The 25,110-nt window shown below is 62.8% G+C and carries 20 protein-coding genes; 10 read left to right on the top strand and 10 right to left on the bottom strand.

Annotation, left to right across the window (positions count from 1 at the left end):
* Positions 1 to 232 precede the first annotated feature (232 nt).
* The 6 genes from D1227_RS08610 to D1227_RS08585 form a co-directional block, all read right to left on the bottom strand.
* Positions 233 to 1,732: a tryptophan halogenase family protein gene (locus D1227_RS08610; RefSeq protein WP_119404535.1), complete on the bottom strand. Its 1,500-nt coding sequence runs from the start codon at positions 1,730 to 1,732 to the stop codon at positions 233 to 235.
* Positions 1,733 to 1,737: 5 nt separating this feature from the next.
* Positions 1,738 to 2,778, bottom strand: a complete 1,041-nt coding sequence (locus tag D1227_RS08605; protein ID WP_119404534.1) for a cupin-like domain-containing protein — start codon at positions 2,776 to 2,778, stop codon at positions 1,738 to 1,740.
* Between the two features lie 124 nt (positions 2,779 to 2,902).
* A complete protein-coding gene (locus D1227_RS08600) occupies positions 2,903 to 5,914 on the bottom strand; it encodes a TonB-dependent receptor (protein ID WP_119404533.1) in 3,012 nt (1,003 codons plus the stop codon).
* Positions 5,915 to 5,958: 44 nt separating this feature from the next.
* On the bottom strand, positions 5,959 to 6,987 hold the full coding sequence (locus D1227_RS08595; RefSeq protein WP_119404532.1) for a glycoside hydrolase family 16 protein: 1,029 nt from the start codon (positions 6,985 to 6,987) through the stop codon (positions 5,959 to 5,961).
* A gap of 219 nt (positions 6,988 to 7,206) precedes the next feature.
* Positions 7,207 to 9,480: a beta-glucosidase BglX gene (gene bglX, locus D1227_RS08590; protein ID WP_233349628.1), complete on the bottom strand. Its 2,274-nt coding sequence runs from the start codon at positions 9,478 to 9,480 to the stop codon at positions 7,207 to 7,209.
* A gap of 145 nt (positions 9,481 to 9,625) precedes the next feature.
* A complete protein-coding gene (locus D1227_RS08585) occupies positions 9,626 to 10,375 on the bottom strand; it encodes a LytR/AlgR family response regulator transcription factor (RefSeq protein ID WP_158586609.1) in 750 nt (249 codons plus the stop codon).
* An 88-nt stretch (positions 10,376 to 10,463) separates the two neighbouring features.
* Between D1227_RS08585 and D1227_RS08580 the strand changes: the two genes are divergently transcribed.
* Positions 10,464 to 11,645: a sensor histidine kinase gene (locus D1227_RS08580; RefSeq protein WP_119377266.1), complete on the top strand. Its 1,182-nt coding sequence runs from the start codon at positions 10,464 to 10,466 to the stop codon at positions 11,643 to 11,645.
* A gap of 11 nt (positions 11,646 to 11,656) precedes the next feature.
* Here the strand turns inward: D1227_RS08580 and D1227_RS08575 are convergent, their stop codons facing one another.
* Entirely contained in the window at positions 11,657 to 12,697 is a 1,041-nt protein-coding gene (locus D1227_RS08575) for an oxidoreductase (protein ID WP_119404529.1), read from the bottom strand.
* A gap of 555 nt (positions 12,698 to 13,252) precedes the next feature.
* On the opposite strand from D1227_RS08575, the gene D1227_RS08570 reads away from it, so the two are divergent.
* The 4 genes from D1227_RS08570 (at position 13,253) to D1227_RS08555 (ending at position 18,935) form a co-directional block, all read left to right on the top strand.
* Positions 13,253 to 13,828: a hypothetical protein gene (locus D1227_RS08570; protein ID WP_147372861.1), complete on the top strand. Its 576-nt coding sequence runs from the start codon at positions 13,253 to 13,255 to the stop codon at positions 13,826 to 13,828.
* Positions 13,829 to 13,922: 94 nt separating this feature from the next.
* A complete protein-coding gene (locus tag D1227_RS08565) occupies positions 13,923 to 14,645 on the top strand; it encodes a fimbrial biogenesis chaperone (protein WP_119377269.1) in 723 nt (240 codons plus the stop codon).
* Positions 14,617 to 18,081 (top strand): fimbria/pilus outer membrane usher protein, encoded by a 3,465-nt coding sequence (locus tag D1227_RS08560; protein WP_119404528.1) that lies wholly within the window; start codon positions 14,617 to 14,619, stop codon positions 18,079 to 18,081. Before D1227_RS08565 ends, D1227_RS08560 begins: the two co-directional genes overlap by 29 nt.
* Positions 18,078 to 18,935: a hypothetical protein gene (locus tag D1227_RS08555; protein ID WP_119404527.1), complete on the top strand. Its 858-nt coding sequence runs from the start codon at positions 18,078 to 18,080 to the stop codon at positions 18,933 to 18,935. Before D1227_RS08560 ends, D1227_RS08555 begins: the two co-directional genes overlap by 4 nt.
* Positions 18,936 to 18,947: 12 nt before the next feature.
* Here the strand turns inward: D1227_RS08555 and D1227_RS08550 are convergent, their stop codons facing one another.
* Complete coding sequence (locus tag D1227_RS08550) at positions 18,948 to 19,334, bottom strand: hypothetical protein (RefSeq protein WP_119377272.1); 387 nt, start codon at positions 19,332 to 19,334, stop codon at positions 18,948 to 18,950.
* A gap of 282 nt (positions 19,335 to 19,616) precedes the next feature.
* Between D1227_RS08550 and D1227_RS08545 the strand changes: the two genes are divergently transcribed.
* Positions 19,617 to 19,892, top strand: a complete 276-nt coding sequence (locus D1227_RS08545; RefSeq protein ID WP_119377273.1) for a hypothetical protein — start codon at positions 19,617 to 19,619, stop codon at positions 19,890 to 19,892.
* A gap of 476 nt (positions 19,893 to 20,368) precedes the next feature.
* Complete coding sequence (locus tag D1227_RS08540) at positions 20,369 to 20,944, top strand: hypothetical protein (protein WP_147373289.1); 576 nt, start codon at positions 20,369 to 20,371, stop codon at positions 20,942 to 20,944.
* 18 nt (positions 20,945 to 20,962) lie between these two features.
* Here D1227_RS08540 and D1227_RS08535 read toward each other — a convergent pair whose 3' ends face one another.
* Positions 20,963 to 21,961, bottom strand: coding sequence for an AraC family transcriptional regulator (locus tag D1227_RS08535; RefSeq protein ID WP_119404525.1), 999 nt, complete (start codon positions 21,959 to 21,961; stop codon positions 20,963 to 20,965).
* A 264-nt stretch (positions 21,962 to 22,225) separates the two neighbouring features.
* Here D1227_RS08535 and D1227_RS08530 point away from each other — a divergent pair, with 264 nt between their 5' ends.
* From D1227_RS08530 to D1227_RS08520, 3 genes are all read left to right on the top strand, one after another.
* Positions 22,226 to 23,047 (top strand): isochorismatase family protein, encoded by an 822-nt coding sequence (locus D1227_RS08530; RefSeq protein WP_233349630.1) that lies wholly within the window; start codon positions 22,226 to 22,228, stop codon positions 23,045 to 23,047.
* Between the two features lie 243 nt (positions 23,048 to 23,290).
* Positions 23,291 to 23,776 carry a YHS domain-containing (seleno)protein gene (locus D1227_RS08525; protein WP_119404524.1) on the top strand — a complete coding sequence of 162 codons (486 nt, stop codon included), beginning with the start codon at positions 23,291 to 23,293 and terminating at the stop codon, positions 23,774 to 23,776.
* A gap of 65 nt (positions 23,777 to 23,841) precedes the next feature.
* The gene (locus D1227_RS08520) at positions 23,842 to 24,303 is read left to right on the top strand and encodes a nuclear transport factor 2 family protein (RefSeq protein WP_119404523.1); all 462 of its coding nucleotides are present in this window, start codon (positions 23,842 to 23,844) and stop codon (positions 24,301 to 24,303) included.
* A gap of 24 nt (positions 24,304 to 24,327) precedes the next feature.
* On the opposite strand, the gene D1227_RS08515 is transcribed toward D1227_RS08520, so the two are convergent.
* The gene (locus D1227_RS08515) at positions 24,328 to 25,083 is read right to left on the bottom strand and encodes an AraC family transcriptional regulator (RefSeq protein WP_119377278.1); all 756 of its coding nucleotides are present in this window, start codon (positions 25,081 to 25,083) and stop codon (positions 24,328 to 24,330) included.
* Positions 25,084 to 25,110: the final 27 nt, after the last annotated feature.

The following is a 25,110-nucleotide window of genomic DNA, read 5'->3' as shown; positions in this document are numbered from 1 at the left end:
CAGTAATAGAGCGGCAGCAGGGCCAGCGTTTCAAGAATCCAGGCGCGGGTCAGCATGCCTGGAATTGGAGCATGGGTTTCAGAGGGGTGGGAAACTTTTCTGAGCTTCCCGGGGAAATCCGCCGTCCCCGTAGATACCTGCTTTCGCAGGCATCTGCGGCAAGCGTGGCGATCCCCTCACCCCTGCCCCTCTCCCCGTGGGAGAGGGGAAAGGCGTCGTGCCCCCTTCCGGGTCAGGCCGGTTCGGCGATAGCAGCGGGACAGTAGGATTTCAGATAGTCCTCATGCGCCGGCAGGCCGTTCGCGGTGCGGTTCACATTCTCGATGATGTAATCGAGGAATCTGGTGATCTCGGCTTCGCTCATCACGTCTGCCACCGGATGATGGGTCTCAGGCATCAGTCCCTGGCCCAGCATCACCTGCGTCCAGGAGTTCTCGGCAAACAGCTCGTCATTGGCGCGGAAGACCCGCCCCGTCTCGCGGAAAAGGCGCATGCGGTGCGCGAGGCTTTCAGGGATCTCCATCGACCGGACATGGCGCCAGAACGGCGTGTCGGTGCGGTTGGTCAGGTGGTAGTGCAGAATGATGAAGTCGCGGATATGGTCGGTCTCATAGGCCGTCTGCGCGTTGAATTCATCGACATCGGGCTGGTGCACGCCATGTTGCGGGAACATCCGCATCAGCCGCATGACGGAGCGCTGGATAAGGTGGATGCTGGTCGATTCAAGCGGCTCGATGAAGCCGCTCGAGAGGCCGATGGCGATACAGTTGCGGTGCCAGTGCTGACGGCGCATGCCGGTCCGGAAGCGCAGCACGCGCGGCTCTGTAAGCGGGCGCCCTTCAATGTCGTTCAGCAGCTTCGCCTGTGCCTCGTCATCGCTCAGATACTTGCTGCAGTAGACCGTGCCATTGCCGGTGCGGTGCTGCAGCGGAATCTGCCAGCGCCAGCCCGCCTCATGTGCGATGGAGCGGGTATAGGGCCGCGGCGCGCGCACGGATTCCGTCTGCACGGCAATCGCCCGGTCGCACGGCAGCCAGTGCGTCCAGTCATCATAGCCGACCCCCAGCGCGCCCTCGATCAGCAGCGCCCGGAAGCCTGTGCAATCGACGAACAGGTCGCCGTCCAGCGCCGCGCCATCGTCAAGGACAAGGCTGGTAATGTCGCCATTGGCGGCCCGGCGGACCTCGGCAATCCGGCCTTCGCGGCGTTTCACACCGTGGCGTTCGGCGATCTCGCGCAGGAAGCCGGCATAGGCCGTTGCGTCGATATGGTAGGCATAGTTGAGGCCAAGGTCCGGCAGGTGGGCAAACCGGTCCTTCTCGGCGGCGATCAGTTCAAGGCAATAGTCGCCGAACTCCCTGGCGACGCCCAGTTCGCGGCCGCGGTGCCAGAAATGCTGGAAGCCAGCCGTCCAGTGATCCTTGCCCGTAATCCCGAAGGAGTGGATGTAGCGGTGATTGAGGTCGGTCCAGTTCTCGAAGGCGATGCCGAGCTTGAAGGTGCCCTTCACCGCGCTCATCCATTTGGCCTCATCCAGCCCGATCAGCCGGTTATAGGTCACCAGCGTCGGGATGGTCGCCTCACCCACGCCGACCGTTCCGATGGCGTCGGATTCGACCAGCGTGACATCGCAAACCTTCTCTAGCACCTTGCCCAGCGCCGCTGCCGTCATCCAGCCGGCGGTCCCGCCGCCAGCGATAATGACCTTCTGTTTTGCCTGTCCGTCTTTCATCACGCTCACCGGTTCAGCCGTTCTCTCAGGAAAGCCCGCACGCGGGCCGCGACACTGCTTGTCACGGGGCCCATGATACCGCGGGCGTGGGTCGGGATATGCTCGCTTTCGGACCCGTCCGTATCGAAGACATAGTGCTCGAACATATGTTTCCAGATCCGCTTCTCGTCCGGCGGCAGGTCGCGGAGGGTCATCATCGCGTGGTTCAGCACATCCTGCGGCGTGCCGAGATGCGCCGGGCTGGTGCGCCACCAGTAATTGACGAGGATGTTCACGCTGCCGCTCGCCTCGACATGGTGCCACCACATGGACGGGATGAAGATCGCGTCGCCGGGGTCCAGGTCTGCGATCTGGGCGGTTTTCACCGCCTGTTCGAACTTCGGGAAACGCTCAAGGTCGGGCTCGGCGAAATCGACCAGGCTGACGGGCCGTCCGGCCGGCGTCAGCTCGAACGGGCCGACATAGAGATTGGGCGTCTGGTCCGGCGGAAACAGGGTGAAGCGCCGCTTGCCGGCGGCCACGCAGGCAATGTTGAGCGGCAGGTCATTATGGGCGGCAACGCGCGTGCGCGTACCGATCCAGACGCTGCGCAGCGGCGCAAGATCGCCGAAGTCGACATCGTTCTCATTGCGAAAGCCGGGCATCACCTCATCGACATCGGTCGAGGCGAGATAGATGAGCGGCGGCGGGTCGGCCGGGCCGTACTTGAACACCCGGTCGAGGAACATGGTGAAGGTCGCATTGCCGCGATCGACATTCATGCCGGTGAAGCTGTCATTGTAGAACAGGCGGCCATCGAGCTCTGCCGGGCCGGCGGAGATCGGCACGACGGCGCCCTTGTCGAAGCGGTTCATATAGGCCTGAAGCGCCGTATCGGATGTCCGGGCCGCATCGACCACGGGCCAGTCATCGACGAAGCCGCGCAGGATCACCGGGACCTGCGAGGCCGTGATCTCGTCAATGGCTGCATCTTTGCGGTGGCAGCGCACCTCGCGGACACGCTGGGCCTGGTCGAATATGCCGGTGCGATCTGTTGTGCAGATCATCGCTTACTCCCTTCAGCCCTTCTTACAGCATTGGATCAGCCAGCAACACCTGCCCGGCTGACCCTGATGTCATGGAAGGGAAGACACCCGCCAGCCCGGAGGCCGGCGGGTGCACAGAGACGGATCAGAAGGTGTACCGCGCGCCGATATTGTACCTCGAGCCCGTCTGGGTCGCGAAGTTCACATAGGCGGGGGTGCGGCCAACCGTCCGGCTGGTCTCGTCGGTCACGTTGATCCCTTCCACGAAGAGGGTCACGCCGTCATAGACTTCATAACTGACATTGAAGTCGATCTGGCCGTAATCCTCGACATAGAGCGGATTGTTGGGCGTGCCGCTGACACCGACGGTCGAGGTCAGGAACTTGTCGCGCCAGTTATACGCGATCCGCGCCTGGAGACCGTCCTTGTCGTAGAAACCGATCAGGTTGTAGCTGTCCGACAGGCCGGTGACCGCAAATTGCGGATCGCCGCTCGAGGGCACCTGGTTGTTGTCGAACGCAACATCGCCATCAACGATCGTATAGTTCGCGATGAAGCCGAAGCCGCTGTCACCGAAGAAGTGCTGCCAGGCAAATTCCCAGCCATCGATGGTGGCGTCTTCCTGGTTGACCGGGGTCGCAATGTCGAAGGTCAGCAGTGGATCCTCACCCGGAACACCGAAGATGTTACCGGTGAAGTTACCACTGGAATCGGTTCCTGTGATCTCGAAGGTCGAGGGGTCCGCATTTTCGAAGATCCACTGGCGGATCGCTCCGATATCGTCACCGACCGCGGCGACCGCCGCGTTGTACCGCTCGCCGCCGAAGGGCGTGTAGACCTCGAACGGTGTCTGGGTGACGACACCCGAACCGATGAAGTTCTCGACATCCTTGCGGAAGTAGCCGGCCGACACATAGGAGCCGAGATCGTTGTAGTACCACTCGGCGGAGAGGTCGAAGTTCTCCGAGAGGAACGGCCTCAGATTGGTGTTGCCATTGGTGCCGTTACCGCCATCGACGCGGAAGATCTGCGCCACCGACAGGCCACCGGCAATGTCGGCATAGCCAGGCCGCGTGAGCGTCTTGCTATAGGAGGCCCGCAGGACGACATCGTCGCGCGGCTCAAGCCGGAAGTCGATCGCCGGCAGCCAGTAGTCATACTCGCCGGTGAATTCCTGAACGACGACATTGTCCGGATTGTCCAGCCCGATCAGGCCGAACTCGTTGGCGGCAACCCATTGGGTACCGGTCGGAGTCGTGACCTGCGATGGCGAGGTGATGTCGGTCTTCTCGTAGCGAAGGCCCGCCGTGATGTTGGCCGGCATCAGGCCGATGTCGAAATCCTTGCTGACCTCGAAGAAGCCGGCATAGCTTTCTTCCTCGATGCGGCGGTCGATCAGGAAGTCGTCGGAACGGCAGACGCCGTCGCCGCCGCACGCCTCGTTGAACGGATCGCCAGCGCTGTCGATGATGTCGACCATGCGGTCGAAATCGAAGACGAAGAACTCCTTCTGGGTCTGCCCGGCACCGCTGAACTGGTCGAAGTTCTCAGCGATGTTGACCCGCTTGAAGATGTCGTCCGGCAGATCGTCTGCCGTGCCGACACCGCCCCAGGTATCGCGCTGGGCATTGGCAAAGGCCGAACGGACCTTGTTGTTGGTCGCCGAGACGCCGAAGTCGACGCTGTCGATGAACCGGTCGAGCTCATAACGGCCATTCACCTGGAACTGGTCGATTTCGGTCTTGATGTAGCTATTGGAGAAGACCGAGCCGGTGGAGATCATCCGAGATGGGTCGATCCCGGTGAACGGATCCTGGAATCCGATCTCCAGCACAGGGATATCCTTGGTGAAGTCGACCGCCTGCGTGCGCAGCTCGAAATCCGCCGTCGAGATGACGGAGCTGGTGCCGTATGGGCTGTCCTGGCCATTCTCGGCGCTCGAGGAGTGGGCGTCGAAGGTAAAGCTCAGGCGGTCGGTGGCCTGCCAGTCGAGATTGAGGCCGATGGACTGGTTCTCAGCCTTCGTGGCGTACTTCGCCCCGCCCATGGAAAGGTCGGTGCCCAGATCGCCAAAGTCCTCATTGTAGAAGAGCGGGCTAGCGATCGGCCCGTCCGTCCAGCCGCTCGTCACGTCGCCATGGTTGAACCAGACCGACATGTCGGACCGCTCGGTCGCGACCTTGTTCTGGGTGTAGAAATAGTCGAGCGTCGCGGTGAAGTTCGAATTCGGGCTGTACTGGAACGTCGCCTGCCCATTGATCCGTTCACGGTTCACATTGGTCAGGCTGTAGTTGACGTTCTGCGGGGTCGAATAGATATCATTCGGACCCGGACGGTTCGTGACCTGCGTATCGTTCGGCGGCTGCGGGAGCGTACCCCAATTGTTTTCCGCGCCAAGAAACGCCCCGCGCCAGCCGCTTGTCGTGCCGACCTGGGCGAAACCGGAATCGCGCTCCTGATAACTGCCGACCAGCGCAACGCCGAACTTGTCGTCACCAAAGGTGTTCGAGAAGATGCCGGAGATTTCCGGCGTCAGTTCGGTGTCGCCGAGATTGGTGACCGAGTTGTCGTAAACGCCCTTCGCGCCAACCGAATAGCGCAGGCCCGGCGCATCGAGCGGGCGGGCCGTCTTGATGTTCAGCGTCGAGCCGATACCGCCGGTCGGGATCGAGGCGAGGCCGGTCTTGTAGACCTCGACCGCCGCAATGCCTTCGGAGGCAAGATTGCCGAAGTCAAAACTGCGCGACGAAGGCGCGCCGCCTTCAAGGAAGGCTGTCGGCATCTGCCGGCCGTTCAGCAGGACGAGGTTGAAGCCCGGGCCGAAGCCACGGACAGTCACTTCGCTGCCTTCGCCGTTCTGGCGGTTGATCGACACACCCGTGATCCGCTGAAGCGACTCCGCGAGGTTCGTATCGGGGAACTTGCCCATGTCCTCATTGGTGATCGCGTCGACAACGCCCTGGGCGTTGCGCTTGATGTCGGTCGCCTCGACGAGGCTTCCGCGAATGCCTTCGACGACGACGACGTCCTGACGAAGGTCTTCGCCCTCCTCGTCGGCCTCCTGGGCATGCGCCGAGTGGGCCAGTGCCAGCGCCGATGCGCTGCCGAGGAGCGCCAAGGATACCTGGCGCCATGTAAACAGTCCTGAATGTCTCACTTTCTTCCTCCCAGTAGACTTCGTGGATTCGTTGCTGATTGTTTTCACCGGGCCTGCACCTCCCAGGGCCCCTTTGGCGTGCCAGCCCACGCCTGCCGGTCGAAACAGGACAGCCCCGTTTCGAGATCACCTGCGCACTGCTCGACCTTCACCCAGTCCACGAGCAGTTCGGCCGGAAACGAGTCCGGATCGAAGCCTGCTTCATTGGATTTTTCAGGCAGGTTCCCGCCCGCAGCGAGGTTGAGCATGAGATAGAAAGGCTGGTCGAATGGTGCGTAGGGCCGGCCGTCCGCATTGGCGGAGCCGGTGTACCAGTCATCGGCGTCGAGGCGCATGAACACCTCGCCATCGACAAGCCATTGCATTTCGCCCGCGCCCCATTCGAGTGTGTAGACACGCCACTCATCGGCCGGGCTTTCAGGCGTTTCGCCTGGTATTTTCAGGAAAAGATAGGTGTTGTCGGGCGGCACGTCCCCGAAATGGGCGGCGCCGGATGTGCGGTTTTCGATGCCGGTCGGACAGTCCTCGCAAGGCGTGCCGAGATTGACTGCCTCCATGATGTCGATCTCACCCGAAAGCGGCCAGCGGCCATAGATGCTCGCCGAGGGCATCATCCAGAAGGCGGGCCATGTGCCCTGCCCTTCCGGCAGTTTCATGCGCGCCGAGAAACGGCCATAGGTCCAGTCGGCCAGGCCGCGCGTGCGGATTTTCCCGGAGGTGTAGGGCTGCTCGCGCTCCTCGCTGCCATGCTGGTCGGCGCGCAGCGGACCGGTATAGGTCTCTTTCCGGGCGATCAGGCGCAGGATGCCGTCCTCGACCTGGATATTGGCCGGGCGGTCGGTATAGCACTGGCGTTCATTATTGCCGCCGCCCCAGCACGACTCCTCAGGCGCCCAACGCTCGCGGTCGAGGGAGTCGCCATCGAAATCATCAAACCAGACCGTCTCCCAGTGCGGCGTGCCTGCAGCGCCCGCCGGGCCAGCTTCGGCTTCCGGCGTGGACGGCGCGGCCGCGCACGCAGCCAGTGCGATGGCTGCGGAACTGCAAAGTCCGGCTACTGAATAATTGCGCATACGACTCCGCCCCTTTTGGGGTCTGGTTACTCCCTTGATTGCACCGTTAAGGCGGCGGGCAGGCCATACAACGCCGGTGCGGTGAAGCGTCTGCGCCGTGCGACAAATGGGAAGCCAGGGCGGAGAAACCGGGCGCAAACCCGCCCGCCTGCCTGATAAAAAAGACTGCGGCAGGCTTTCGCCGCCGCAGTCACTCAACCACCTGCCAGGAGGATTTGCCTATTCGGAGGCGGGCCGGGGTTGATAGTCGATCTGTTGGGTGAGGCTCGCTGCGGATGATCCGCCAACGTACAGGTCAATCAGGCCGGCCTCGACCAGGAACTCGCCCTGGCCATTATAGAAGCCAAGCTCATCGGGACCGAGCGTGAAGGCGACCTCGCGCGCCTCGCCCGGCGCAAGAGCGATTTTCTGGAAGCCCTTCAGCTCCCGCACGGGCCGGGCGACACTGGCGGCGCGGTCATGGATGTAGAGCTGCACGACGTCCTCGCCTGCCACTTCGCCGGTGTTCGCCACAGTCAGGCTGACGGCGACCTCATTACCGTTGGCCTCGGCGCTGAAGCCTGAATAGTCGAAATCGGTGTAGCTGAGGCCATGGCCGAACGGATAGAGCGGGCTGTTCTCCTCGTCGATGTAGTGCGACCAGAAGACTTCCGGGATTTCGTCCGGGCGGCCGGTGCTGAGATGATTGTAGTAAAGCGGCAGCTGGCCGACCGAACGCGGGAAGCTCATCGGCAGCTTGCCGCTCGGATTGTAGGCGCCGGTCAGCACATTGGTCAGCGCGTGTCCGCTCTCGCTGCCAAGGTGCCAGGCCTGCACGATCGAGGGGACATTCTCGTCGGCCCAGTTGAGCACAAGCGGGCGTCCGCTCATCACGACGAGGATGACGTTCTCATTGGCCGCGTGAACCGCTTCAAGCAGCTCCTGCTGGACGCCCGGGAAATCGAGCCGCGTGCGGCTGCGCCCCTCGCCGGACTGGCGGGCATCTTCGCCAAGGACGATCACGACCTTGTCGGCCCCGCGTGCGGCCTCGACCGCCGCATCGAAACCGGAGCGGTCATCGGTATTCACGACGACCGGGTTGGCGAAACCGGCGTCGCCGATCTCCAGATCCGCGCCTTTTTCATAGACAAAGTCGAGCCCGGCAGCCTCGAAGCCCTCGACCACTGAGACGGCGGAATGCGCCTCGGCCATGCCGCGCCAGTTGCCGAGCGGGGTGTCCTTGTCGCCGGCCAGCGAACCGATCAGGGCGATGCGCTCGCCTTGCTTGAGCGGCAGCAGGCTCGGCTCGTTCTTCAGGAGGACAACAGACCGCTCAGCCATGCGGCGCGCCGCATCGAGGTGTTCCGGCGCCAGCAGGACCTGCTCGGCGCGCGCTTCGTCGATATAGCGGTAAGGGTCTTCGAACAGGCCAAGCTCGGCCTTCACACGCAGTACGCGGCGCACGGCATCATCGACCAGGCTTTCAGGCACCTCGCCGCGCTCGACCAGGCCGGCAAGGTGCTGGGCGTAGACATTGCTTTCCATGTCCATGTCGGAACCGGCGAGAATGGCCAGTTTCGCGGCCTCTTCCCCGTCCGCGGCAAAGCCGTGATCGATCATCTCGATGCCCGAGCCCCAGTCGGAAATGATAAAGCCGTCAAAGCCCCATTCGTCTTTCAGGATGTCGCGCTGGAGATAGGCGTCGCCAGTGGCGGGAATGCCGTTCAGGACATTGAAGGCGTTCATAACCGTGCGGGCATCGGCGCGCTCGATGGCGGCCTTGAAGGGCGGCAGCACGATGTTGAACAGGGTCACCGTGCCGATATCCACCGTGTTGTAGTCCCGCCCGGCCTCGGCGAAGCCGTAAGCGGCGAAATGCTTGACCGTTGAGACGATGGTATCGGGCGCAGACAGGTCCTCGCCCTGGAAGCCGCGCACGCGGGCGACTGCGATTTCAGAGCCGAGATAGGGGTCTTCCCCCGCGCCTTCCATGACCCGGCCCCAGCGCGCATCGCGCGAGATGTCAGCCATGGGCGCGAAGGTCCAGTGCAGGCCGTCGGCCGCGGCTTCTCTCGCGGCGATGCGGGCGGTCTCCTCCATCATGGCAAGATCCCAGCTCGCGGCTTCGGCGAGCGGCAGCGGGAAGCTGGTGCGGTAGCCATGGACGACGTCGAAGCCGAATATGACGGGAATGCCGAGGCGCGATTCCTCGACTGCGTATTCCTGGATCGTACGGATATCGTCGAGGCCGATGACGTTCAGCATCGAGCCGACCGTCCCGGAGCGGACCATGTCCATCTTCTGGCGCTGGGTCTCGTCGTCGGGGAGCGGGCCGGTCGTATCGCCGACATCGGAATACTGGGTCAGCTGCCCGACCTTTTCTTCCAGCGTCATCTCGGCGATCAGCGCCTCGATGTGCTGGTCTGCCGATACCTTGTCCTTGGCCTGCGCGGCGCAGGATGAAATCACGACGGACATTGCGGCCATGCCCAGCCAGCCAGCGATGGGTTTCACGACGATACCTCCCGGTTATTGCGGGTTTCAGACACCCTTTTGGAGGGTATTCAACGAAACCGGCTCCGGTCGGCAACTGCCTGCGCGCCGTGTCGCCCGCTTCCTGCGGCGAATGGGATCAGGACACGGCGAGACGGGCGCGTTCTCAGATTCCGTCGACCAGTTTCTGGACCACGTCCCTGTAGCTGCGGCTGGCGCGAACGGTGATGTCATTGTCCAGGAGAATCTGTGCCTCACCCTTCTGCATCATCCTGATTTCGCGGATATGCGGCACCGAGATGATCGCCGAGCGGTGCACGCGGACAAAGACGTCCGCAGGCAGCTCATTCTCCAGCAGCTTGATCGGCCGGCGGACCGCCGCCTCCTTCTCTTCGGTGTGAAGCAGGGAATAGTCGCCTGCCGCCTCGATCCAGATGACGTCTTCCTGCGGAATGAAATAGAACCGGCCGGCATCCCTGATCCGCAGCATGGAGAGCTGGTCAGCGCGGGTGCCCTCCTCCTCCGGCACGGTATCCAGCTCACTCTCCGCGATCAGGCGATGGAGCCGCTCGGCCTTCTCGACTGCCTTCGAAACGCGGTTCGGATCGAGCGGTTTCAGGATGTAGTCGATCGCATCGATACCGAAGGCCTCGACGGCGTACTCCGGATGGGCTGTTGCGAAGACAAGCAGCGGCTTCGGGTCAGCGAGGATCCCGGCGGCCGCTTCCACGCCGCTCAGCTCGGGCATCTCGATATCGAAGACGGCCAGGTCGATACCGCCGGCATTGATCCGCTCGACCGCTTCGCGCGCCGAGGCGAAGGCGCCCTCGACAGCGATGCTTCCGGTATCGAGCAGCATCGCTTTCATCAGTTCCAGCGCGGGCGCCTCGTCATCGCAGATGATCGTTCTGAGCATGGTCTTGCGGTCCTCGGGCCGGCAGGTTTGAGCATGGAATTTAGCGCATCGGCTTGATCGGAACACCATTTTCAATGTCATTAGGGTCATGACCGCCATCGAATCCCCCAACAGCATGTTCCGGACTCTGGGTATCGGCATGGAGTCGAATGCCCGCCAATACTGGCTTTTCCAGGTGGCCGGCTGGAGCGCCATGGGCCTGCTCAGCTATCTCAGCCTGACGCTCTGGTACAATCCCGGCCAGCTGGCCCCGGTGATCCACACGGTGTTGCAATCGGTGCTCGGTATCTTTGTCAGCCATCCGCTGCGCTGGGTTGCATCCGGGACCTGGAACATGCCGATGGTCCGGCGGGTCATCATCAACTCCATCGCCGTGCTGACCGCATCGCTCGTCTGGACGCTGCTTCGGCTCTATTCCTTCACCTGGCTGACGGGCGAGCCGATCCCGCTTTCCGACTGGGGCGGCTGGATGTTCGCCTCCATCGTCGTCTTCGGCGCCTGGACGTTCTGCTATTATGCGCTGAAATATTACCGCCACTGGATCATGGAGCACCAGCGTGCCGTGGAGGCGCAGAACGAAGCCCTGCGGGCCAGCGAGATCGCCCAGCGCGAGACACTGCGGCGCCTGGAAGCCGAGAAGCTCATCCGCGACACGCAGCTGCGCATGCTGAAGTACCAGCTCAATCCGCACTTCCTGTTCAATGCGCTCAACTCTGTCTCCTGGCTCGTGCGCAAGGGCGATGCACCCGGCGCGACCGACATGCTGGCGAAGATCGGGAACTATCTGCGCGTCACGCTCGATCATTCGGACGAGATCCAGCACACGCTTGAAGAGGAGCTGGAAACGCTGGACCTCTATCTCGGCATTGAGAAAGTGCGCTTCGGCGACCGGCTCAATATCTCGCTGGACGTGGAGGACCGGGTGCGCGAGGCCGCTGTGCCAAGCCTCCTGCTGCAGCCGCTGTTCGAGAACAGCATCAAGTTCGCCGTCAGCCGTACGGTCGAGCCGACCACGATCCACCTCGATGCGAAACTGGTCGACGGGCGCCTGCACCTCCAGGTGCGCGACAACGGTCCCGGGGCTTTGCTGCCGGCCGACAACCAGAATGAGGAGCCCCAGGGCATCGGCCTGCTGAATGTCGAGCAACGCCTGCAGTCTGCCTTCGGGGATGAATGCGAGATCAGCTTCGACCGGCTTCAACCCAACGGGTTCGTCGTCGATATCGGCATGCCTGCCCAGACCCTCAGCGGACGGCCGCTTACCCCATAGCCCGCCTCCCTTCAGAGGCCGTGATCCCAGTCCGGTTCGACCTCGCAGCGTTGGTCTGCGGAGCGCAGCCCGGCTTCCAGCACCGCCATGACATCAAGCGCATCCCGGGTCGCGACAGGGTTGCTGCCTGTCCCGGCATAGGCATCGCGCAGCCCCGCATAGAACTGGCGGAAATCACCCCTGCGATTTGGCACGCGCCGGCGCTCGCCGCCGGTCGATACGAACTCACCCTCGACAGGATCCAAGCCCCAGTCTCCCTCACCCGGCTTCAGCCCGGCCCTCGACTGGTCTTCCTGCCGGTCAAGTCCGTGCTTGATCCAGCTGCCAAGTGTTCCGTGCACGCAATATCGCAGGCCATGGGCCGGGACGGACTGGGACATGTGGAGAATGATGCGGGCCTGCGGATAGCGCAGCAGCACGTGGGCATAGTCGGCCATTTCACCATTCGGTTTCAGGGCCGTGATGTCAGCATAGACCGATTGCGGCCGCCCGAACAGGCAAAGGGCCTGGTCGACAATATGCGCCCCGAGATCGAACCAGATGCCGCCCGGACGGCGATCTTTCCAGCGCTGGCCGGACTGTGGCTTGAACCGGTCATAATGCGCGTCGAACTGGACAATGTCCCCGAGGGCGCGAGTGTCAATCAGCCCTCTCAGCGTCAGGAAGTCGGCGTCCCAGCGCCGGTTGTGGAAGACACTCACCAGCTTGCCGCACTGGCTGGCAAGCGAGGCGACGTCCCGGGCTTCTGCCAGCGTCGGCGCGAACGGCTTGTCGACGACGACATGCCGGCCCGCCTTCAGCGCAGCGCTGGCCAGCGGCGCGTGCAGCTCATCGGGGCACGCCAGCACGATGGCGTCGACGGCCGGGTCTTCCAGCGCGTCATCGAGCGAACCGAAAACCTTTGTGTCCGGATGGTCGGCGATCACTTTGGCTGGATCGCTGGACACTGCCCCGACAAGATCGAGCCCGGGTGTCGCGGCAATCAGCGGGGCATGGAAGACCCTTCCGGCCAGGCCATAGCCGACCACGCACAGTCCGAACCGTCTATCCATGAAGCTCACCTCTCCCCTGCTCGGGCTTTGCCAGGGCTCATACCGATGGTCCTTGCCGTTTCTGGTCCAGACCGTCCCGGGCGGCAAGGGTGCAGGCTGACGGTTGGCGGTCGTCTCTTCCTGACAGAGCAGACCGTCCGTCCACGTTGAACAGCCTCTTCAAAGCCGCTCGCAAAATTCGCCTCTCAGGCGAAAAATGTGACACTTAAAATTTAGGGTTTACAAAGGTTAACAAGGCCCTACTTTCATCGGTTGAGTGCTGGAGCTCGCACTCGGGGACAATGGGACACACGAAGCTCAGGGGACGTACAACCTACTTCAGCAGATTATCGTTTTACCTTTCGCCATGCCAATGCGCAGCCATTGGTAGCGACTTCATATCTCCCATTGCCGCGAAAAATCGCCGGACGGCCAAGGCTGTGCGGTTAAAACTGGCCGGACGCTGACGCAGAGCAGCACCGGTCGCTCATTAATACGACTCCGTGAAGTCGCGGCGTCTCGGATTCTAAAGCGACTTCGATTGGTGGGGTCCTCCGATTAAGGGAACTAAAACGAATGAAGAAACTAGCATTTGCATCAGTGGCCGCTATTGCCCTGGCAGGCACAGCCTCCGCAGAGTTCATTCAGGCGCCTTCCGGCGGAAGCGCTGAGCTGGAAGTCGAAATCAACGGCGAGGTCGAGGAAATCTGCGGCATCACCGCAACGAGCAGCAGCCTGCTGATCGAATTCGACGATCTGGCCGACACGGACGGTTCGCTCAAATACCCGTTCGATTTCGGGGTTGTCTGCAATTCGGCTGGCGGCGCAATCCTCAGCGCAACCTCCGCCAATAGCGGCGCCCTCCTGCGCAACGGCACGGAAACCGGTGCCGGCAACGAGATCAGCTACAAGCTCAATATCGACCGCGGCGTCGATGGCCTGCCCTACACGACCGGCACCCCGCCGAAAGGCCTGGCTTCCCCGATCTCCTACACGATCAACGGGTCGACCGCGCTGCGCGAAGGCGCTGAAGTCGGTGGTCAGTTCGAGCTCAACGGCGTGAAGGGCCCGGACTTCCAGGGCGCACCGACCACGACGGTCTATGCCGGTGTGTACTCCGACACCGTCACGATCGCGCTGAGCGCACAATAAAAGCTGCCTTTGCAGACAGGTGGGGCCGGTCCGGACAGGATCGGCCCCATTATTGCTTGAACGATGCGGGGAGACGTCAGGAGTAGAGTTAACAATGCGCGACAGACTTGTAACGGCCGCAATCCTTTCCTTCGCCGCGCTGCTGGCGCCACTGGCTGCCTCCGCGTTCGAAGTCCAGCCCATGCGCCACTCCGTCTACCCTGCCAACGGGCAGACGGACGGGCTTCTGACCGTCAAGAATACGCGCAGCAAACCGCTGCCGGTCGAACTGGTCGTGGAGAAGCGGGTCTTCGGTGAAAATGGCGAGATCACGCTCGTTCCGGCTGAAGAAGACTTCGTTATCTTCCCCTTCCAGGCGCTGATCGAACCCGGCGGCTCACAGGCCTTCCGCTTCCAGTATATCGGCGACCAGGCCCCCGAAGAGGAAGCGGCCTATACCATCCATGTCCGGGAGGTGCCCGTTGACCTGGAAGGCGGCTTCACGGGGCTGCGGTATGTCTACAGTTTCGGCGTCGTGGTCTATGTCGAGGACCAGCAGGCCCAATCGGATCTCTCGGTTTCCGAGGTGACCCGCGATGGCGACGCCCTGCGGATTTCGCTGGTCAATTCAAGCCCCTCCTTCGCCCGCCTGACCAATGACCGGATCACGCTCTCACAGGGCGACCAGAAATTCGTTCTGGAGGGCGATTCCCTGATGAGTATTGCCGATCAGGTTGTCATTCCGCCGAACAGTGAGGCGATGCTGACCCTGAATCTCACCGATCTCGACGTGCAACCGGGAGACGTAAGTGTCGCGCTTCGAGAAACGCCGGACTGAGGGGGCCGCTCCGCGAGCATCTCCTGGGCAGACGCGGCGAGGGTCCCGGCTGGCCCTTCTGCTTGGCACGGCCGCAACCATTACCTGCCCCGTCGCCCTCGCGGACGATGTTTCCGAAACCGCCCGTCTGAATGAAGACATGCTGGTGGCGCTGAGGCCGCCGGCAACCGGCCCGGCCCGGCTGACGCCAAGGGCGGCCGACTATCTGAGCCTTGATGAGGCCGATATCGAGCCCGTCTCGAACGCCTTGCCCGACCTGCCCAGGACGCGCCTTGAGCCGTTCACGGACGATACGCGCAATATCCCGGCAAAACCGCCCGCAGCCCCGCCCAGCGTCCAGCCCTACCGCAAGGAAGAGGCCAAGCGCAGACGGTCCGACAGCGGCTCGGCAAAGCTGATCACCACTTTCGGCGGGCGGACAATCGGCTCTGTGTCGGTCGAGACATCGCACTCCGATATCCTGTCAGTGAACGGTTCGGAGCTGGAGCAGCAACTCGCGCCGCTTCTCGACGACACGACGCGGCTGCTCCTGTCCCAATTCAGGAATGGCCCGGTCTCGCTGGTGCAGCTTCGCGCCATCGGCATCGAAGCGGAGCTGAATTCCGCGGCAATGACGCTGGACCTCTCCATCCCGTCCGGACGCGATGCCACGCTGGCCATCTATGCAGACCCTTCGGACACGGTAGAGGCCGCTAACCTCTCCATTCCGGCAGACCCGGCGGCGTGGGCACCTCCGACCATCCGTCCGGATACGAGTTTCGCGCCATCCCAAGCGGGCAATCCTTCGGCGGCGGTGTCCGGGTTCGACAGCGAGCCCGGCAACGCTGCGCAAGGCTTCGACGACGGATGGTCGCTGACCTTCGAGAACAGCGCCGATGCCGGCCAGCCCGATGCCGGCAAGGCGCCGCAATTCATCGCCTTTCCGGAGACGGCGCTCGACCAGGAGGACGGCCGGCGGGCTGTCGAGGACGCGCGCCGCCAGTCTCCCTCCGACGGGGTGCAGCCGGTCCGCTTCTTCACGCTCGACACTGTGCCGCCGCCGCCATCCTCGCCGGTCCGCTCCCAGCCCTCCCCGATGGAGGCGTTCCGGGAGAAGCAGTCGAAAGTCGTCACGATCGAGCTGATGACCACTTATCAGGGCCGCTCCATCGGGCCGATGGCGGTCGACACGACGCTGTCCGAAGTCGTGGCCGTGAACGCGCTGCACCTGCAGCAGAAGCTCGGGCCCCTGCTCGATGCCTCGACGCAGCTTCTTCTGTCGCAATTCGAGAGCGGCGCGATCCCGGTAGACCAGTTGCGGGCCATCGGCGTCGAGGCCGAGCTGGATCCGGCCACGCTGACCATGAGCATCGAGGCGCCGGCAAAACCGAACGGCCCGCTGGAGCTGAACCTTGGCGGGCGCGAGGCCCCTGAGGGCACCGAGACGGCCTATCCGGCGAAGGTCGCCGCCGGCCTCACCTCCACCTTTCTCTACAACCAGGATTTCGAAGACCCCGACAGCAGCACGCTGTCATCGGCCTTTTCGGGTTTCGTGAATTTTGGCGGGCCAACCGGGCTCAATCTCGACTATGGCGGCATCCTGACATTCGACGACGGGACGGGCGAGAGCCGGTACAATGCCGATCGCACCATCCTGTTCATGGACCGGCCCGACGAGGCGCTGAGATTCGAGGCGGGGACGCTCTTCTCGCCCTTGTCCAACCTCGCCGGGGAGGCCGATTTTCTCGGCGTCGGCGTGACCAAGTCGTACCGGCAATTGCAGCCGACCCGCGTGCTGAGGCCGCTGGGCCAGCGCGCCTTCCAACTCAACCGCGCCAGCGAAGTGACCGTGCTGGTCGATGGCCAGGAGATTTCCCGCTTCAATGCGCCCGCCGGACCTGTCGAACTGAACGATATCCCGCTGGCCAATCTTTCGAACCGTGTTTCCATCGTCGTCGAAGACGAATTCGGCCGCCGCGAGACCGAGAGTTTCAGCATCGCATCCGATACGCTCCTCCTGCAGCCGGGCGTGTCGGAATACTCCTTCGGCATCGGCCAGAAGCGCGACCAGAGCCGGTCCGGCTTTCAGTATGAAGACCAGACTATCGCGCTCGGCAGTTTCCAGTATGGCCTGACCCCCAATCTCACGGTGGGGGCCTATGGCTACGCGTCCGATGAGCAATCCCTTGCCGGAACACAGTCCGTGTTCGGGGTTCTGGACGGCATTGCACAGCTCGATTTCAGCGTCTCGGACTCCGATACGTCCGGATCGGGTTTCGCCTCCTCGGTCGACTATCGCTGGAACAGTTCACCATCCGAGCCGCGCGCGCAGAGTTTTGCGGTTGCCGTCGACTACCGGGACGAGAACTACGCCCCGGCGGGATCCTTCTTTGGGTCGGGCCAGAAGCTTGAAGCCTCGGCCTTTTACGAACGCCAGCTCAGCGAACGGGTCCGGGTCAGCCTGGCGGGGAACTATTCCGAGAACTATTTCACCGACTCGCCGTCCCATAGCGTCTCGATCGGCTCCAGCTACCAGCTCGGGCGCTTCTTTATCGGCGCGGGCGCGCGGGCTGGAACGCTGTCCAATGGAGAGGACGAGGTCGGCGGCTTCCTGACCGTGACACGCCGCCTCGGCCGGCGCAGCTCGCTGAATGGGCGCTACGACACAAGGAACGACTATAGCAGCCTGAGATACCGGCAGCCCTCGACGAACGATGTCGGCAGCTTCGGGTTCGAATCCGAGATCAGCCGCCGGAGCGGAGACGAAATGCTTCGCGGCGCGGCCGACTACACCGCCAACCGGTATCGCTCCCGTCTGGCGCTCACCCATGCCCAGCGGGACGGCGCCATGGACAACAGTACAACAATGTCGGCGCGCTTCCAGACGGGGCTCGCCTTCGCCGACGGCAAGCTCGGTCTCGGCCGCGATCCGGGACGCGGCTTCGTCATGGTCGACCGGCACAAAAGCCTCGAAGATGCGCAGGTTTCCATCCGCTCGCGCGGGCGCGATGGCGTCCGGGCGACATCCGGCCTGTTCGGACCGGCCGTCTCCCAGGTCAATTCGCCCTTCGTGCCGACGACGACACTGGTGGATGTGAGCGATGCGCCGATCGGCTACAATATTGGCGAAGGATCGTATTACAGCGTGCCGGGTGCGCGCTCGGGCATCAGCATCACCGTCGGCGCCGATGACTTCCGCAGCGCGGTCGTCACCTTCCTGGCCTATGGTGAACCCGTCAGCCTGACAGCCGGCACCGTCACCAACCTCGAGACCGGCGAGACCCAAGTCACATTTACAAACCGGGCCGGCCGGGCCTTGATATCAAACCTCGTACCCGGCAGGTACAGGCTTGAGTTTGCAGGGACCAAGCTCGCCTTTGAATTCGACGTCGAAAAAGATAGCGACGCCTTCACAAATCTCGGTACGGTCGATCTAACCGAAGGGGACATGCCATGAAGACTGCCGCAGCCGCCATCTCTGCCCTGTGCTTGCTGGTGCCGGCAGGCGCCGCTCATGCATGCACCGAGTTCAACCTGGTCGCGCAGCAGATCGGCGAGACGGGATACAATCCCAATGGCCTCTCTCCGGTGGCCATGCAGATCGAGCTGTTCCTGCTCGACGGGCCTGCCGACCAATCGTGCGCGTCCAATACAGTGGAAATCACCAGCCAGACGACCCAGGGCGTGCGCGATCTCGTCATGGGCGGGTCGGTCATCGCCGGAACGACGCCGCCCGGCCAGTCCGTCTTCTCTTCCTACACTGACAAGACGCTGCGGCTGTCACCGCAGGCGGTCGACCAGCTGGTCTCGGCCGGCCGGCTCGTCTTCGACTATACCTGGATCGAGCCTGGCAGTTTCTATCCGGCCGGCCTCTATACCAGCCTCCTGAGTGTCGACGTGAACGGCATTGAAATGGCGACGGTCGAACCGGATGTGACGGTCTACCCCGCCGTGCGCCTGCTCGGCGAAGCCTCGAACGGCTACAAGAAGGTCGATTTCGAGACGCTTCAGAGCCATGAGGAAATCACCACAGACTTCGTCTACCAGTCGAATGCGAAGCTCACCGTGACCGCGCACTCGCTGAACAATGGCGCGCTGGTCCACGAGGATGGCGTGAACATCTACTCGGTGCCGTATTCGGCGTTCATAAACGACCAGAAGATTGCAACGAATGGCGCCCAGTCCCTCAACCTGAACACCCAGGCGGGCCAGGCTGGCAGCAGCTCGATCCGTCTGCGGCTTGGCGATATCGGCGCGCCAGTGGCTGGTCAGTATGCTGACGTCCTGACGCTGAGCATCACGACCGACTGACCGGCCTCTTCCTCAGCTGGCCTCGACACCAATGGCGAGGCTGGCAAGGTCTGCCGGGTCATTGGTAAAATCGATCTCGATAATCTGGACGCCGGGCCGGTCCGGACTGACCTCGATGCCTGCTGGCGACACCGACGGGGTCTGCCCGGCATTCTGGAAGGGGCGGACTGCCGAAACATCGAGGTTAGGCACGCCGTCCAGTGTCAGCATGAAGCTGTTCGCATTGCAGGCCGTCTCCACACGCAGCTGGCTGCCGGACGCGCTTGGAAGCGGCTCGACGTTTGCGACCACGCAGCGCGTGGGCACAACGGCGCCGAGGCTCAGGGTCAGGTCATCCTGCGCCATCGCCGCCGCGGAGGCAGAAGACGCCATCAGCAGCGCGAAGACTGAAACCTTCAATATGTTATCGGTTCGCATAGGGGACACGATTAGCAGCGGGACATTTCAAATCACTTACACGTGTAAGGCGAAATGGCCACAGATGCGAACCAAAAACTGGAGACTATCAACAACATTCTGTTTTGCGCGGCTGCGACGGTCATGCTGACGACGGCGTGGCCAGATTTTGCGTTGTCAGAATGAGGCCGGCCCCCGGTCTCTGACGACACCCCGTCCACGGACGCCGCCCTCCCCCATTTGCCGGCATATGGCCGTGGGCGCGCTTCATGGTACACTGATGCCATGAGCTATGATGTTGGTGCTGGCGATCTGGTGCTCTGCGTGAACGCAGCCCCGAACCATGTAACGGGCGAAGCTGTACCGCTTGTTGCAGGAGAGACCTATCGGGTCCTGGGCATCATGCCATTCCTTTGCCCTTGCGGGCGGTCCGATGCCCTGCTCGATGTCGGCATCGGTTTTGCCTGGTGCCAGACGCGTTTCCGGCTGCTGCCCAAGCCGAAGGCGAAGACGCGGATACGCAAGGCTTCGACCCCGAAGGAACTCGAAAAGACGAGATGAAACGTGCCTCGGCGAGCGTGGCTTCGCCTGTACCGGTCGGGCACGGCTGGAAGCGCGGGCGCATACCATGAAACCGGCCTAATCGTCATTCGGGCCCCGGACAAATTCGTCTCTGAGCCGACATATTGCGCCGCGAAATTCGCCCCTTGCACGAACATCTGCGCCGTAAAAAAATTTAGGGTTTACAAAGGTTAACTACCCTCTAAATTCGTAGGCTGAGTGTTTGAGCTAGCACTCGGGGACAATGGGACACTCGAAGCTCAGGGGACGTACAGCCAGTTCGGCAAACCAACGCCATTCAGCGTATTCGTTTCCGGAAGCATCCGCTTCTGGTGAGCGATGCCATCGTCCCGACGCCCAGGCCTGAAGGCAGACCGCCTCCATGTCCGGCGCGAGACAGGCTGAATCCTTGCCGGCGGGCCGCTGCGCCGCCGGACAAAGAGCAGGTGAGGTGTTCCGGCTAGTGGAGTAAGCGAATGAAAAAGGTCGCAATCGTATCTATGGCAACGCTTGCCCTGGCGGGCACGGCGTCAGCCGAATTCAACCAGGCGCCTCCGGGCGGAAGCGCTGAACTGACCATCGAGATTACCGGCGAGGTCGAAGAGATCTGCGGGATCACAGCCTCAAGCAACAGTCTCTCCATCGATTTCGGCGAGCTGTCCGGCACTGACGCGCAGATCACCAGGGGCATCACATTCGGCCTGCTCTGCAACGCGGCGGGCGGCGCGCGTGTGGAAGTCTCCTCCGCCAATGACGGCTACCTGCTGCGCGACGGCACGGAGACAGGTCCCGGCAACCAGATCCCCTACACCTTCGATCTCGACAAGGGACCGGACGAGTTCTCCTACGCGCTCGGCACGCGCCCGGTCAGCCTGGAGACCGACCGCACCTTCAACATTGCGGGATCAGAAGCCCTGCGTGAGGGCCGTGATGTCGGCGCCTATATCGTCGTGCGCGGCGTGAAGGGCCCGGACTTCCAGGGCGCGCCGACCACGACGGTCTATGCCGGCTCCTATTACGACATCGTCACCGTTTCCCTGTCTGCGCAATAGGCACGGCAGACTCGGTATTCAGGCGCTGACTTCGCTCCTGAACGCACCCGGCGTTTTTCCCACCCACCGCTTGAACGCGCGCGTAAAGGCGCTCTGTTCGGAAAAGCCGGTGAGGAACGCGATCTCCGCGAGCGAATAGCTGGTTTCACCCATCAGGGACTGCGCGAGTTCCAGGCGGGCCTGATTGACCAGGTTCTGATAGGTGACCCCGCTATCGGCGAGGCGCCGCTGCAAGGTCCGCGCGCTCATACCAAGACTTTCCGCGACCTGCCCCAGGGGCGGCACGCCTTCTGTCAGAAGGTCCGCTATCTGCAGCACGAGCTGGCGCTCGAACGGCACCTCTTCCTCGGGCAGGTTTTCCTCGACATGCGAGGCAAAGAAATTCCAGATGCTCTCGTCCCCGACGAGGTTCGGCATGTCGAGGCGCGCCGCCGGCAGGACGATGGCGTCGACATCCGCGCCAAAGGTTACAGGGCACCGGAAATGCGCCTCGAGGGCTTTCTGGCTGCCGATGGCCTGGTGGCGAAATTGCACCGCTTGCGGACGGTTTTGCGCGCCGGTCGCTTCGCGGCAGATATTCACATACGTCGCCAGGGCCCCCTCATTGGAGAGATACATGCCCAGCCGGTCCGGCGTCGTGCGTGTATGGGTCCACAGATACGTGTCGCCATTCTCGACCAGTTCGAATGACGACGCCGTATTATAGAGTCGCGAGTACCGGTCCATCCGCCGGAACGACCGGCGAAGGTCCGGCGCCGATTTCCAGGCCAGCCCCACAGCACCGAGGTCCGCGCAGCTGATCGACCGCGAAACGCGGATGTGAAACCCGATATCGGGCCGCTCATGTTCCGCGATCGTCTCCAGCAGGCTGTAATAGTCCGTATCTGACACCATGACCGTCTGGTCCGGCGGCGACGCCATGTCCAGGCCACAGGACCGGAACAGGGCTTCGCGGTCGAGCTGCGGCCCTGCCTCACTGATCATCCTGACGGCAAACAGAGCCGACACTTGCGCCATTACATTCCGCAGCCGACCTGCCACGCCCCCTGACCATCACGCCTCAGCGCACTCACTTTAGGGGCTTTCTTCGAAGGTTCAAACGTTCCGCCGGGCGAAGTTGACGCGCGCGGTCAAAAACATGTCGCACGCCGTCAATACGGGCAGGCCTGCCCGCCGATAGCTTTGCCACACCTTGAACCGGTCAGCAGACATACGGGCTAGAGAGGCCTCACTGCGAACCGGCTCGAGACTTGTGCAAAACCGACCTGGAGACCTGTTGCCATGCCTAATCCGAACCCCAAATCCGCCCCGATCATGACGATCGTCGTATCCGCCACGGTTGCGATTTCCGTCTATGCCGGCGCCGCAACCGCGCAGGCTGAAAAGAGCCGGGCGGCGACCGCGACACTGCCGCCGATCAATGACGGCCTGCCCATGCCGGGCTTCGACATCGTTCCCGGTGAAACCGCCATCGTGGTGACCGATCCGCAAAACGACTTCCTTTCACCCCAAGGCGTCACCTGGAGCGTCGTCGGCCAGAGCATTACGGAAAACCGCACCGTCCAGAACATCGAGGCCCTGTTCAAGGCATCCGGCGAGACGGGCATGCCGCTCTTCATCTCGCCGCACTATTACTATGAGCACGACCATCGCTGGGAATTTGAAGGCACGCTCGAGACGCTGATGCACTCCATCGGCATGTTCGACCGCCCGAATGCACTGGACCTCGAAGGCTTTGAAGGGTCCGGCGCCGACTGGCTGGAGCAGTACAAGCCTTATATCGAGAACGGCAAGACTGTCGTGACAAGTCCGCACAAGGTCTACGGCCCCGACAGCAATGACCTTGCCCTGCAACTTCGCAAGGCCGGCATTTCGAAAGTGATCCTCGCCGGCATGTCGTCGAACCTGTGCACCGAGTCGCACATGCGCGGCCTGATCGAACAGGGCTTTGAGGTCATGGTTGTCACGGACGCGACCGCCGGCGCGATCACCGAGCACTACAATGGCTACGAAGCCTCGCTCACCAACTTCCGGATGATCGCCAGCAAGGTCGACAACACCGCCAATACGGTGAAGGCGATCAAGGCTGCCTATCGCCGGTAACCCGCCCCCTGAAGGTCATCCGGTCCGCTCCCCGAACTCCTCGTGACCCGGATGACCCTCTCGCGCCCGGCTGGCACACCGCCGTTCTCCCCGCCGGCCGGGCGCCTCCCATCCCTTTCGCCAGCGTCACCAAACGCCCCGTGTCGCTGAACGAAGCCCTGCTGTGCCGTTCGCTCCCCGCAACCCACAGCGCCCTCAGACCGGCTGCGCCCCTGCAGCCTCAAACTCAAAAGGAATAGACCAATGACTTCCAGACTTCTTCTTGCCGGTACGATGCTGGCGCTTGCTTGCGTTCCAGCCCTGCCAAGCTTTGCCGAGGATGAGCACAATGTCTCAACAGGCATCACCGCGTCCGGCGCCCCGCTCGGCGTGCATGGTGTCGATACCGTTGCGCTTTCAACGCTGAATGCGGTTGCCGAAGGCGATGCCGCGCACACGGTCGTCAACGATGGCGTCGCCTACTATTTCGCGTCCGAGGAATCAGCTCGCCGCTTCAAGGCCGACCCTGCCAAGTACAAGCCGCAATATGGCGGGTTCTGCGCCTATGCCGTCGCTGTCGGCAAGAAGTTCGATGGAGACCCGCACTATGCCGACATCGTGGACGGCAAGCTCTACCTCTTCGTCAACGCCGCCATCTTCGAGAAGTACAAGAAAGACCGCAAGGGCACGATCGCCAAGGCCGAGAAAACCTGGCCCAGCATCAAGCACAAGGCTGTTGGCGACCTGTAGCGCCCGGCCAGGCGGCCCGGCACGTCCGGGCCGCCGCCCCACCCCTCAATTCCCGGAGAAGACCGATGCGCAAGCCCCTTCCCCCCTTCAGCCTTGAAACCGCGACAGAGAAAGTCCGCCTCGCCGAAGATGGCTGGAACAGCCGCGATCCCGAAAAGGTGTCGATGGCCTATGCAACCGACAGCCTCTGGCGCAACCGGCGGCTGTTCATCTACGGCCGCTGCGAGATCGTCCGCTTCCTCGAATGGAAATGGCGCCAGGAGCACGACTACCGCCTCGTCAAGGAGCTCTTCGCCTTCCACGAAAACCGCATCGCTGTGCGCTACGCCTATGAGTACCACAATGATGAGGGCGACTGGTTCCGCGCTTACGGCAACGAAAACTGGGAGTTCAATGAAGACGGCCTGATGAAACGCCGCCATGCCAGCATCAACGACCTACCGATCCGCGAGGAGGAAAGACTGCTCTACTGGCCGCTCGGCCGCCGCCCGGATTCCTATCCAGGTCTGACCGAGCTCGGTCTATAGACAGGTGCCCGCGTCGCGGACCCGTCAGAAGGCGTACTTGCTAGGCGGCACACCGAACGCCTTCTGGAACATGGCGCAGAAGGCGCTCGGGCTTTCATAGCCGACATCCATGGCAACGGACGTGACCGGCGATCCGGTGGACAGCAGCGACAGCGCTTCAAGCAGGCGGACCTGCTGGCGCCAGACCGCGACCCCCATCCCCGTCTCGCGCTTGAAGGCGCGGGTGAAGGAACGCCGGCTCATCCCGGCCACCGCCGCCCATTCATTCGTGTCGCGTGGATCGGACGGATCTTCCAGGATCTGGCGGCAGACCCGCACCAGGCGCCGGTCATTCGGCATCGGCGCCGCATAGGGGATCTTCGGGGAATCGAGCAACTCCCGGATCAGAAGGTTGATGACCTGCTCGTCGCGCGCGCTGAGTTCGACATCGAGCGGAATCTGGGTGACTTCGATGATCAGCGCTTTCAGCAGCTGGCTGACCTCGACGATGTGGCAATAGGGGTCGCCGCGCTCATAACGCGGATCGATGTAGAGCGAGCGCAGCGATACCGGGCCGCGGCAGGAGACTTCATGCGGCACGCCGCTCGGAATCCAGACGGCGCGCTGGGGCGGGATCACATAGCTGGTGGTGTCGGTCACAACCGACATCACGCCCGCGCTGGCATAGAGCAGCTGGATGCGTTCGTGTGAGTGGGCAGGGTCCCGGAAGCTGGCGGGATATTCATCGGCCAGGCCAACGACGGCCCTGCAGTCCAGATCGATATCAACGGTGCTCTTCATGGCAGGCTCATTTCTTCTCGACAGGCC

Origin of the sequence: Henriciella mobilis (assembly GCF_003576315.1) — a bacterium.
GTDB lineage: Bacteria > Pseudomonadota > Alphaproteobacteria > Caulobacterales > Hyphomonadaceae > Henriciella > Henriciella mobilis.
The sequence above is the reverse complement of the archived record's forward strand: the minus strand, read 5'-3'. Positions and strand labels throughout refer to the sequence as shown.

Coding starts and splice junctions, on each gene's coding strand:
- D1227_RS08610 (WP_119404535.1), bottom strand. CDS start 1,732: ATGAAAGACGGACAGGCAAAACAGAAGGTCATTATCGCTGGCGGCGGG.
- D1227_RS08605 (WP_119404534.1), bottom strand. CDS start 2,778: ATGATCTGCACAACAGATCGCACCGGCATATTCGACCAGGCCCAGCGT.
- D1227_RS08595 (WP_119404532.1), bottom strand. CDS start 6,987: ATGCGCAATTATTCAGTAGCCGGACTTTGCAGTTCCGCAGCCATCGCA.
- D1227_RS08585 (WP_158586609.1), bottom strand. CDS start 10,375: ATGCTCAGAACGATCATCTGCGATGACGAGGCGCCCGCGCTGGAACTG.
- D1227_RS08580 (WP_119377266.1), top strand. CDS start 10,464: ATGACCGCCATCGAATCCCCCAACAGCATGTTCCGGACTCTGGGTATC.
- D1227_RS08575 (WP_119404529.1), bottom strand. CDS start 12,697: ATGGATAGACGGTTCGGACTGTGCGTGGTCGGCTATGGCCTGGCCGGA.
- D1227_RS08570 (WP_147372861.1), top strand. CDS start 13,253: ATGAAGAAACTAGCATTTGCATCAGTGGCCGCTATTGCCCTGGCAGGC.
- D1227_RS08565 (WP_119377269.1), top strand. CDS start 13,923: ATGCGCGACAGACTTGTAACGGCCGCAATCCTTTCCTTCGCCGCGCTG.
- D1227_RS08555 (WP_119404527.1), top strand. CDS start 18,078: ATGAAGACTGCCGCAGCCGCCATCTCTGCCCTGTGCTTGCTGGTGCCG.
- D1227_RS08545 (WP_119377273.1), top strand. CDS start 19,617: ATGAGCTATGATGTTGGTGCTGGCGATCTGGTGCTCTGCGTGAACGCA.
- D1227_RS08540 (WP_147373289.1), top strand. CDS start 20,369: ATGAAAAAGGTCGCAATCGTATCTATGGCAACGCTTGCCCTGGCGGGC.
- D1227_RS08535 (WP_119404525.1), bottom strand. CDS start 21,961: ATGGCGCAAGTGTCGGCTCTGTTTGCCGTCAGGATGATCAGTGAGGCA.
- D1227_RS08530 (WP_233349630.1), top strand. CDS start 22,226: ATGCCTAATCCGAACCCCAAATCCGCCCCGATCATGACGATCGTCGTA.
- D1227_RS08525 (WP_119404524.1), top strand. CDS start 23,291: ATGACTTCCAGACTTCTTCTTGCCGGTACGATGCTGGCGCTTGCTTGC.
- D1227_RS08520 (WP_119404523.1), top strand. CDS start 23,842: ATGCGCAAGCCCCTTCCCCCCTTCAGCCTTGAAACCGCGACAGAGAAA.
- D1227_RS08515 (WP_119377278.1), bottom strand. CDS start 25,083: ATGAAGAGCACCGTTGATATCGATCTGGACTGCAGGGCCGTCGTTGGC.